This window comes from Saccharopolyspora sp. NPDC002686 (genome assembly GCF_040295745.1).
Classification (GTDB): domain Bacteria; phylum Actinomycetota; class Actinomycetes; order Mycobacteriales; family Pseudonocardiaceae; genus Saccharopolyspora; species Saccharopolyspora oryzae.
In genome coordinates this window covers 32,845-42,940 of sequence record NZ_JBEOVY010000015.1, presented here as the reverse complement: position 1 = coordinate 42,940, position 10,096 = coordinate 32,845, and the positions used below count along the sequence as shown (strand labels likewise).

9 protein-coding genes are annotated in these 10,096 nt (G+C 70.0%); 2 read left to right on the top strand and 7 right to left on the bottom strand.

Going from position 1 to position 10,096, the window contains the following annotated elements:
• The 7 genes from ABTZ89_RS03870 to ABTZ89_RS03840 form a co-directional block, all read right to left on the bottom strand.
• Positions 1 to 181, bottom strand: a 181-nt coding sequence (locus tag ABTZ89_RS03870; protein ID WP_351039784.1) for a hypothetical protein, incomplete at its 3' end; no start/stop codon positions are given.
• 23 nt (positions 182 to 204) lie between these two features.
• Positions 205 to 1,626, bottom strand: a complete 1,422-nt coding sequence (locus tag ABTZ89_RS03865; RefSeq protein WP_351039781.1) for a TRAP transporter large permease subunit — start codon at positions 1,624 to 1,626, stop codon at positions 205 to 207.
• Positions 1,626 to 2,972 carry an RraA family protein gene (locus ABTZ89_RS03860; protein WP_351039778.1) on the bottom strand — a complete coding sequence of 449 codons (1,347 nt, stop codon included), beginning with the start codon at positions 2,970 to 2,972 and terminating at the stop codon, positions 1,626 to 1,628. The genes ABTZ89_RS03865 and ABTZ89_RS03860 overlap by 1 nt, the downstream gene beginning before the upstream one ends.
• A 426-nt stretch (positions 2,973 to 3,398) precedes the next feature.
• Positions 3,399 to 4,070, bottom strand: coding sequence for an IclR family transcriptional regulator (locus ABTZ89_RS03855; protein WP_351039776.1), 672 nt, complete (start codon positions 4,068 to 4,070; stop codon positions 3,399 to 3,401).
• A 154-nt stretch (positions 4,071 to 4,224) separates the two neighbouring features.
• On the bottom strand, positions 4,225 to 5,607 hold the full coding sequence (locus ABTZ89_RS03850) for a 2-hydroxycarboxylate transporter family protein (RefSeq protein WP_351039773.1): 1,383 nt from the start codon (positions 5,605 to 5,607) through the stop codon (positions 4,225 to 4,227).
• A gap of 120 nt (positions 5,608 to 5,727) precedes the next feature.
• Positions 5,728 to 6,606 (bottom strand): hydroxymethylglutaryl-CoA lyase, encoded by an 879-nt coding sequence (locus ABTZ89_RS03845; RefSeq protein ID WP_351039771.1) that lies wholly within the window; start codon positions 6,604 to 6,606, stop codon positions 5,728 to 5,730.
• Entirely contained in the window at positions 6,606 to 7,841 is a 1,236-nt protein-coding gene (locus ABTZ89_RS03840; RefSeq protein WP_351039768.1) for a CaiB/BaiF CoA transferase family protein, read from the bottom strand. Before ABTZ89_RS03840 ends, ABTZ89_RS03845 begins: the two co-directional genes overlap by 1 nt.
• Positions 7,842 to 8,183: 342 nt before the next feature.
• Here ABTZ89_RS03840 and ABTZ89_RS03835 point away from each other — a divergent pair, with 342 nt between their 5' ends.
• On the top strand, positions 8,184 to 9,155 hold the full coding sequence (locus ABTZ89_RS03835) for an aldo/keto reductase (protein ID WP_351039765.1): 972 nt from the start codon (positions 8,184 to 8,186) through the stop codon (positions 9,153 to 9,155).
• 117 nt (positions 9,156 to 9,272) lie between these two features.
• Positions 9,273 to 10,076 (top strand): aminoglycoside 3'-phosphotransferase, encoded by an 804-nt coding sequence (locus ABTZ89_RS03830; protein WP_351039762.1) that lies wholly within the window; start codon positions 9,273 to 9,275, stop codon positions 10,074 to 10,076.
• The last annotated feature ends 20 nt before the right edge of the window (positions 10,077 to 10,096 follow it).

Here is a 10,096-nt window from a genome sequence, read left to right as displayed (position 1 = left end):
GGTTACGTGGGTGGGCGGCCGTGGCATCACCAGCGGCGAGGATCGCGATCTGCCCGATCACGATGGCCGCACCCGCGATCAGGAAGAACACCACGGAGATGACGAACAGGGCGGTCGCGATGCGGGTCGGGCGGGCCGGCGCCGATGACGTCGGCGCGGGAGCACTTGTCGTGGAACTCATCGTCGAGTTGCCTCCAGATTCGGCTAAACGGGGAGTGCGCCGATGGCGATCAGGACGCCCATGCCGAGGATCGGCAGGCAGTAGTAGCTCAGCAGCGGGAGGAACGTCTTGACCGGATCGACTCGGGCGATGCCGGAAGCGACGTAGATCGGCGCCCCGGAGGGCGGTGATGCTCCCTCCGTGGAAGCGAAGATCAGCACCGCGGCAGCCGCGATCGGGGCCGGGATCCCGGCTCCGACCAGCGCGGCGACCGCCACCGGACCGACTGCCGCCATGGTCGCGCTCGCGGTGAGCGGGATGGCGATGGCCACGATGATCACGCCGATCGCGATGGCCATGATCCAACCCGGCGCCTGCAGGCCGGAGAGCACGGTCTTGAGCTGGTCGGCCAGTCCGAGGTCCGCGAGCAGGTTCGACGCCGAGAACGCCGCGACGATGGTGATGCCGATGACGCCGAACGACGGTGCGGCCTTGGCCACCGTCGACCACCAGCCGGACGCGCTGCGGGGCAGGTGCTTCCGGCCGAGGAGCAGCACCAGCACGATCATCAGCACCGGGATCCAGGTGATCAGGCTGATCACGTCCGGCATCGCGTAGGCCTGCGCGGGCAGGGTGGTGCCGTCGGCGAGCTCGACCGGTTTCTTCAGTGACTCGCCCACGCCGGAGTAGGTTCCGAGCAGCTCGGCGATCGGTCCGCGGGTCAGCAGCAGCGGGACCAGGATCGGCACGAACAGCAGCAGCGACGTCCACCCGGTGCGCAGGCTGCGCCCGAACGGCGTCCGATCCGCCGCCGAGATCGGCTCGATGTCGTGCCGGCGGACGAGGAAGAACACCAGCACCAAGCGGTAACCGAGGCACCACAGCCCGGCCAGCGCCAGCGGTTTGACGATCTCGTCCGGCTGCATGATGCCCTGGGCGGCGAGACCGCCGACGAGGATGAACATCGTCGAGGAGAACGGGAAGGTGACCCCCATCCCGGCACCGCCGGCGACCACGGTCGCGGCGAGCTCCGGTTTGACGCCGGAGCGCTTCATCCACGGCACGGTCACGGATCCGACCGCAGCGGTCACCGCCGCGCCGACGTGGGCGATCGCGCCGAAGATGCCGCCTGCGACGGTGGCGGTGTAGACGGGTCCGCCGCGCAGCCGGCCCAACACGGAGTTGAGCAGGTCGATCAGCTTGTCCAGCACCGGGGTCCTGGTGAGCAGGTAGCTCATGAACACGAACGCCAGCCCGGCGAAGGTGACTTCCTCCTGCATGGCCTCGAGCACCGCGGCACCGATGGACTCCAGCGGCGACCCGCCACCTTCGACCCCGCCGAACAGGGCGAACGCGCAGACGGCGAGGAAGCCGAGGATCATGGCCTCCCCGATGTTCCGCTTGAACACCGCGTTCCAGATGATGATGACGCCGACGAACGCGACCAGCGCCCACACCCCGGCCATCACGCTCTCCCGGCGAGGATCGCGGCGCGGCGCTGCGCCTCGTCGGCTTCCACGGCACGACCGCCGAGCAAACCGGCGACGGCCTCGGCCGCCGGTACGACGATGACGCCGTCGTCGTCGGCCACCACCACGTCCCCGGGGCAGGCCACCACACCCCCGACGGCAACGGGCACGTCCAGCTGCCCCGGGCCGTGCTTGTACGGGCCGGCCGGGGAAACTCCGCGAGCCCACACGCCGAAGCCGATGCGCTCCAGCTCGACGACGTCCCGCGCGGCACCGTCGATGACCATGCCCACGACGCCCCGCGCCTTGGCGCGCTCGGCGATCAACTCGCCGATCAGCGCACGGCTCGTGTCGCCCTGACCGTTGATGACCAGCACATCACCGGGCTGGGAAACCGCGACCGCGCGTTGCACCGCCAGGTTGTCCCCGCTGCGCACCGACACCGTGCGGGCCCGCCCGACCAACCGGGCCCCCTTCCACAGCGAGTGGATTCCGCCGTCGAGCATGCCCATCCGGTCGCGCGCGTCACCGATGTTGGCCACGGCCAGCCCGGCGTACCCGGCCAGCACGTCTTCGACCGGGGCTTGCGCCGCATCGGCCAGACCGCGGTGCAGCTCAGCGGTGGCGCGGGTGAGGATCGGCCGCTGGCCGAGCGAGTCGAGCAGTGCCGTCGCCGCATCGGCTTCGACGGAGCGCCGCTTGGCGTGCTTGTACGTGCCGTCGTGCAGCCGGTCCAGCGCGCCCGCTCCCCCGCTGAGCTCGTTGGAGATCTGCTCGCGCACCCACTCCTCCGCCCCGGCCGCACGGCCCGCGGCAACGGATTCCACGATCAACGCGCCAAGACCTTTCATGAACGTGCTGCGCAGCAACTTGCGCGCAGTGGCCTCGCCCGGACGGCCTCCGATGTTCTCGACCTCGGCGCCGAGAGCGGCGAACACGCGCGCAGCCGCCTGCGCACCCGCTCCGCTGATGACCACGCTCGTGGCCTCACCGTTGGTCGGCACCGAACCGATCACCGAGACATCGGCGAACCGGTCCTCGCCGACCCTCGCCGCGATCTGCGCCTTCACCGCGGGGTCGCCCGCGTTCATGTCCGCGTAGACGGCGTCCGGGTGGAGGAACGCTTCGACGGATTCCGCCGCCGAGAGCGCTGCTGATCCGCCCACCAGGCTCAGCACCACCTCGGCGTCGTCGACGGCCTCCCCCGGAGTGCTCGCTCTGACGACTCCGGGCGGCGTGGCGTGGTCGGCCGGATCGTAGCCCGAGACCGTCCAACCCTGCTTGACCAGCCCGGAAGCGTACAGGCTCCCGGCCTCACCGAGCCCCAGCACTGAAGCACGCATGCCATACTCTTTTCACACAGTGGTAAGTACTCTCAATGTGTGAGTAGTATTGCCGCAAGATGAGAGGATGGTCAACAGATCATTTCGAGCAGGGGGATCTCGACGCCCAGACGACGGGACGCCTCCTCGGCTCGTTGACCGCGCAGCGTTGACGAACACCGACGCCGCGGATTCGACAGAAGCCCCGGACGATCATTCGTCCACAGTGGACGCGCGATTCCAGTGCAGCGATGCATGCCGGGGTTGCCCGCATTCGGTGTCGGGCCAAGCTTTTTCGTGGCCGCGCGCATGCTGCCGGGCTCGGCAGAGACTCGCCCGGAGGGCGGCAGAAGTGGAGAACATCGCTCCGGCTGCACGGCAGCTGCGATTCGATCCCGGCCCGATCCAGCTAGGAGACCTCAGGCGGGAGGTGCCGACGCGCGCCGGTCAGTGCCGGTGGAGCGCGTCCGAGAGCTGCGCGGCTGCCGCGAGGACGTCATCGCCGTAACGGGCACCGGGGCCGTCGTCGCCGACCCGCAGGAGCGGCGCGGAGACGCACACCGCGGCGACGACCTCGCCTGAAGGCAGCCGGACCGGGGCGCTCACCGAGCAGAGTCCGGGAGTGCGGTCGGAGATGCTGTCCACCCAGTCGGCTGCGGGTGTCGACTCGCCCAGCACCCGGGCAGCCGACCCACCGGCGGACAACGGCAGCAGAGTCCCGACCGGGACCGATGCGCGCAGTTCGGCGGGAGATTCGACGCTGGCCGTGCAGAGCCGGTGCTCGCCGCGAAGGACCCAGACCTGAGCGGTCTCCCCGGTCTGCTGCTGCAGCGTCGACAGGACCGGTGTGATGACCTGGTCCAGGTGGGGCAGCGAGAACCGCGCCCCGAGGCGCAGACGTCCGTCCTCGTCACGGCTGAGCAGTCCGTGCGTCATCATCGACCCCACCAGCCGGTGCGCGGTGGGGGTGGACAGCCCCAGGTGGCGTCCGAGCTCGGACGCCGTCAGCCGGCGGACCTCGACGACGTCGAGGACGGCGATGACCCGGTCCAGCACTCCGACCCCGGTGGACCGGATGACCGGGCCGCTCTCGGCGCCGGCGAGCGGATCAAAAGTCACCGCCCCAGCATAGGGCTGGGAACCGCCCGGGCGCGGCGGACTGGCGTTCATGGCGAGTGGCTCCCTCCCCGCAGGACCCGGGAGCGGACGTCGATGCCCCGCTCCCGGGTCCCGGCTCGTCAAGTGGTTGGTGTCGGCGACCGCGGTGAGCGGATCAGAGGGGAACCGCCAGCAGCGGGGCGATGAGCGAGGTGATGAACAGGACGACCGCGCCGCCGAGGCGGTTGGTCAGCGCTGCGAACGGCATGAGGTGCATCCGATTCGCCGCGCTGAGCACGGATACGTCGCCGCTGCCGCCGGTGTCGGCCATGACCAGGCCCGGGGTGATCGCCGCTTCCACGAAGTAGAACTTCACCAGCCAGCCCAGCAGACCGGAGGTCAGCGTGGCGATGATGACGGTCGCGGCGGTCAGGACGAGGAACTTCGGGCTGCTGACCGCGGCCAGGACATCACCGATGTCGATGTAGGTCACGCTGACCGCGACCAGCAGGGCGGGCACGAACAGCGCGGTCGCCATCTCGCCCCAGCAGGTGCTCGATTCCTCCAACTGCCCGGGCAGCAATCCGGCGATCTTGACCGCGGCCGCGGCGATGATCGTCCAGGCGTAGGGGTGCAGCACCGGAACCAGGCCGCCGAGCAGCTGACCGAACACGAAGAGCAGCCCGGCGATGAGCAGGCCTTGGCCGAGCGCGACGAAAGTGGCGCCGCTGCGGGCGGAACCGGTGTCGATCTGGATGTCGCGGCGCTGGATCCGCATGAGCTGGCCGTTGCCGTTGAAACCGACGAACAGCTGCTTTCCGCGCCTGCCGAGACCGTTGTAGATGCCGGCGATCACGATGCAGAGGATGTTGGCGATGACGACGGCCGACATCAACTGGCCCATGAAGGCATCCGCGTTGCCGCCGCTGGCTCCGGCGTACATCTGCGACATCGGAACCGCGCCGATCCCCAGTCCACCGGCCATGATCGGCGCAGCGACGAGCAGGATCCCCGGCACGAACCCGAATCCGAGCGCTGCGCCGAGCGCGCCGACCAGCAAGAAGGTCAGCACGAGGCAACCCAGCAACGGCACCGCGAACCGCGGTCCGGCTTTGAGCAGCAACGCTCGGGGCATGCCCAGGATGCTGCCCGCGATGATGGTGATCACCAGGAAGTCGAGGAACCCGCTGTCCTCGACGAAACTGCTGACCACGGTGGCGGCGGTCTGCGGGAAGAGGCCGAAGAACAGCAGGATCGCCGGGATGAACGTGCAGAGGATGGTCGGCAGGCCGTAGTCCCGCAGAACCGGCACCTGGTGACCGGCCGCCATCAGCAGACCACCGCACAGCATCGTGACGGCGAATCCGGACAGCAGGGAGTTGGGCAAGTTTCCGGTCAGCGCGGCGGCCAGCACGACACCGGCGCCGATCAGGAACACCGCTGCCGGCAGACCGGCGAGGCGGGGCCCGCGCAGCAGGAACGGCACCTGGCGCTCGGTGGCCGCGCGGTCCGGCCGCGCTTCCGAAGGGGCTGGGGTTCTGTCGTGGGAAGTGGACATCGTTGTCTCCCAAACGCATCGGCCTCGGGCCGACAGACAGTGTGAAGGTGATCGCGCAAACGCGAATGCGAGTGGTGTGCTGGCCCGCCACGCGCGGGCCGACCGCCGATGTGCTCCCGATCAGCTGATCGGGCTGCCGCGGAGGAGCGCGTTCTCGACTGCGGCGAGGGCTTCGGCGAGCAAGCCGACGTCGATGCCGGTGTCCACTCCCCGCTCGTGGAGGTGCTCCACGAGGATCTCGGTGGCGATGTTGCCGTGCGCACCGGGTGCGAACGGACAGCCGCCGTAGCCACCGGTGGCGGCGTCGAACCGGGTGATGCCCAGCCCCAGGGCCAAGTCGACCGTGCGCAGGGCCTGCCCCAGAGCATCGTGCAGGTGCAGGCCGACCGCGGCGTCCGGAACGGCTTCTCGCACCGCGCCGACCGAGCGCACGACGTGCTGCGGATCGGCGGTCCCCAGGGTGTCCGCGAGACCGAGATCGGTGATGCCGATCCGGGCATAGGCACGCGCGACCTCGGCCAGCCGCGCCGGTGCGATATCGCCGTCGAAGGGGCACACGAACGCGGTCGCCACTCCGCCGGTGAACCTCACTTCCGGGTGCTCGGCCACGACGCCGTCGAGGTCGGCCAGCGCGTCGGCCACGGTGCGGCCGGCGTTGGCCCTGCTGTGCCCCTCGGCGGCGGACACGACGACGCACACGTCGGTGACACCGGCGTCGATCGCCCGCTGCACCCCGCGACGGTTGAGCGCGAGCGCGCTCCAGCGAACCCCGCGGCGACCTGGCAGCGCGGCGACGAGCTCCTCGGCGCCGGCCATCTGCGGAACCCGGTCCGGGTTCACGAACGACGCTGCCTCGATCCGGGTGACCCCCGCCGCGACCAGCGCCTCCGCGATCCGGACCCGGCCCTCGACGGCGACCACGACCGGCTCGTCCTGCAGGCCGTCCCGCAGCACGACGTCGGTGATCTCGACCCCGTCGACACTGCCCGGCCCGGTCATCAGACGACGCCTTTCGCTCGCAGCGCCGCGATCCGGTCGGCATCGAGCCCCAGGACGCCGCCCAGCACTTCTCCGGTGTGCTCCCCGAGTTCGGGGCCTACCCACCGAACGTCACCGGGCGCACCGGGCAATCGGGGGACGACACCGGGGAACCGGATCTCCTCCGGGGCCTCCTCGACGACGACTTTGAGGGGGCGCACCATGTCCCGAGCCTGGAAGTGCGGGTCCTCGGCGATACCCGCGGCGTCGTACACCGGGCCGACCGGAACCCCGGCCGTTCCGAGGACCTCGACGACTTCCGGGGCCGTGCGCCGACGGGTCCAGTCGCTGATCGCAGCATCGAGCTCGCTCTCGCGCGCGTCGCGGGCGCTGCCATCGGCCAGCGCCGGGTCCTCGCCGAGGTCCGGGCGTCCGACCGCGGCCATCAGCCGGCCGAACACGCCGCTGGAGTTGCCCGCGATCATCACCGACTGCCCGTCGGAGGTCGGGTAGACGCCGCTCGGCACGACACCCGGGAGGTTCCCCGCCGTGCGCCGGCGGATCTCGCCGTACGCGTCCATGTCCGGGACCAGCGACTCCATGGCCATGAACACGGACTCGTAGAGCGCCACATCGGCCACCCTCGGCCCGACGTGCGGCCGCCCGTGCGCCCTGGCCAGCAGGAGCATCAGCGCGCTGATCGCACCGTAGAGCCCGGCCAGCGCGTCGCCGATCGGAGCCGCGGGCCGTACCGGTGGGCGATCCGGGTGCCCCGTGACCTGCCGCAACCCGGCGAACGCCTCGGCGACCCCGCCGAACCCGGCTCGGTCCCGGTACGGGCCGGTCTGCCCGTACCCCGAGATCCGGACCAGCACCACGTCCGGGTTCGCCGCGGTGAGCTCCTCCGGACCGAGGCCCCACCGCTCGAGGGTCCCCGGCCGGAAGTTCTCGATCACCACGTCGCAGGAGCGGGCCAGGTCGAGGACCAGCTCGCGCCCCTCGTCGGTCCGCAGGTCCAGCGTGATCGACTTCTTGTTCCGGGCGATCGTCCGGAACATCATCGAGGTGCTGCCCCGGCTGCGCCGCCAGCCCCGCAGCTCGTCACCCGCACCCGGGCGCTCGATCTTGACGACTTCGGCACCGAAGTCCGCGAAGATCCGGCTCGCGAACGGTGCTGCGATGAAGTTCCCGAGTTCCAGCACCCGGAATCCGGACAACGGTGGATCGACCTGCGACGCACTCTTCGGGTGGGCCATCGCCGACTCCCTGAGTTTATCAATATATGAGCATCGCTGCTCAATTAGCGAGAGGGACGCTACAGTCGGCTCCAACACCCGGTCAAGACTTCCCTTGCAAGCCAACGAAAGTCGTTGCTCGATATATGAGAAAGCGCGGGATCTCTGTCCACAACGGATGCTTCGGGCCAACAATGCCGGGCAGGAATCCGCCCGCTCCGGAAAGCGAAGTCCGTTCCCACGTCGGACTGGAATCGCGTCCTGGGGTCGGCTGCGTTCTGCGCAGGATGCGGGCTGAGTTGAACAGCGGTCCTCCGACCGGTAGGTACTGGAGCAGCAAGCAGGACCAGTAGGAGGACGAGCATGCGCTACACCCGACTCGGAACGACCGGCCTGGAGGTCTCGTCGATCTGCGTGGGCTGCATGAGCTTCGGGGAGCCGGATCGCGGCAGCCACACCTGGACCCTTCCGGAGGAGCCCAGCCGCGAGATCATCCGCGCCGCGCTCGACGCGGGGATCAACTTCTTCGACACGGCCAACGTCTACTCGAACGGCTCCAGCGAGGAGATCGTCGGACGTGCTCTGAAGGACTTCGTCCCGCGCGAGGAAGTCGTGATCGCCACCAAGGTGCGCAACCGGATGCGCCCGGGGCCCAACGGCGCCGGGCTGTCGCGCCGGGCGATCCTCGCCGAGATCGACAACAGCCTGCGCCGGCTCGGGACGGACTACGTCGACCTCTACCAGATCCACCGGTGGGACTACGACACGCCCATCGAGGAGACCATGGAGGCGCTGCACGACGTGGTGAAGGCGGGCAAGGCCCGCTACATCGGTGCCTCCTCCATGCACACCTGGCAGTTCGCCAAGGCCCAGTTCACCGCCGAGCGCAACGGCTGGACGCGGTTCGTCACCATGCAGAACCACTACAACCTGCTCTACCGCGAGGAAGAGCGGGAGATGCTGCCGTTCTGCGCGGACCAGGGGGTCGGTTCGATCCCGTGGAGCCCGCTGGCGCGGGGTCGGCTGACCCGCCCCTGGGACGTCTCGACCTCCCGCTCCGAGACCGACGAATTCGGCAAGACCCTGTACCTGGACAGCGATCGGACGATCGTCGAGCGGTTGCAGGAGATCTCGGGCAAGCGCGGGGTCCCCGCGGCGCAGCTCGCTCTCGCGTGGCTCCTGCGCAAGCCGGTGGTCTCCGCGCCGATCGTGGGGGCGACCAAGGTGACCCACCTCCAGGACGCGATCGCCGCCGTGGACGTGACGCTCGACGACGAGGAAGCGCAGTACCTGGAAGAGGCCTACGCCCCGCACACCACGGCGGGCTTCGCGTAACCCTTCCTCCGCAGCAGCGCTGCTGGTGCGCCCGTTGCCCACCACACCGCGGGTGGGCGACGGGCGACGCCCAAAATTGGCTGGCCGACCACGGGCGGGTCCGGCGAGAATGAGCGGGTGATCGCCGCAGCACCTCAAGGCCCCGTGGACATCCCGCGCATCGTCACCGAGCTCGCGGCAGGGCGGCCGACGCGGGCCGTTTGGGAGAACGAGCTCGGTGGGCTGACGTTCCAAGTCGGCCTGGGTGACCAGCGGCAGTTCGTGAAGTGGACACCGGCAGGCAGCGGCATCGACCTCGCGGCCGAGGTGGCACGCCTGCGCTGGGCGGCGAAGTTCACCGTGGTGCCGCACGTGCTCGACGAGGGCGCTGACGAAGCAGGCTCCTGGATCGTCACGCGCGGCCTGCCCGGACGCACGGCGGTGGACGACCGCTGGAAGCGCGACCCCGGCACAGCAGTACGCGCGATCGGAGCCGGGCTGCGCGCGCTCCACGACGCGCTGCCCGTCGCGGACTGCCCCTTCGACTGGTCCGCCGAAAAGCGCCTGGAAGCAGTGCGATCACGAGCAGCGGCAGACCGCATCGATCCGGCGGACTGGCATGAAGACCTCCAGCACATCGGCACCGTCGAGCGCGCGCTCGGCGTGCTCACCGACATCCCGCCTGCCGACGAGCTCGTCGTCTGCCACGGCGACGCCTGCGCCCCCAACACCCTGGTCGGCGACGACGGCACGTGCACCGGACACGTCGACCTCGGTGCCCTCGGCGTCGCCGACCGCTGGGCCGACCTCGCCATCGCCACGTGGAGCACGCAGTGGAACTACGGCCCGGGCTGGGAAGACCCGCTGCTCGAGGCCTACGGAATCGCCCCGGACCAGGAACGGATCACGTACTACCGGCTCCTGTGGGAACTCTCGGACTGACCAAGTCGCCGGGGCAGCAA

Coding starts and splice junctions, on each gene's coding strand:
- ABTZ89_RS03865 (WP_351039781.1), bottom strand. CDS start 1,626: ATGGCCGGGGTGTGGGCGCTGGTCGCGTTCGTCGGCGTCATCATCATC.
- ABTZ89_RS03860 (WP_351039778.1), bottom strand. CDS start 2,972: ATGCGTGCTTCAGTGCTGGGGCTCGGTGAGGCCGGGAGCCTGTACGCT.
- ABTZ89_RS03850 (WP_351039773.1), bottom strand. CDS start 5,607: ATGTCCACTTCCCACGACAGAACCCCAGCCCCTTCGGAAGCGCGGCCG.
- ABTZ89_RS03845 (WP_351039771.1), bottom strand. CDS start 6,606: ATGACCGGGCCGGGCAGTGTCGACGGGGTCGAGATCACCGACGTCGTG.
- ABTZ89_RS03840 (WP_351039768.1), bottom strand. CDS start 7,841: ATGGCCCACCCGAAGAGTGCGTCGCAGGTCGATCCACCGTTGTCCGGA.
- ABTZ89_RS03835 (WP_351039765.1), top strand. CDS start 8,184: ATGCGCTACACCCGACTCGGAACGACCGGCCTGGAGGTCTCGTCGATC.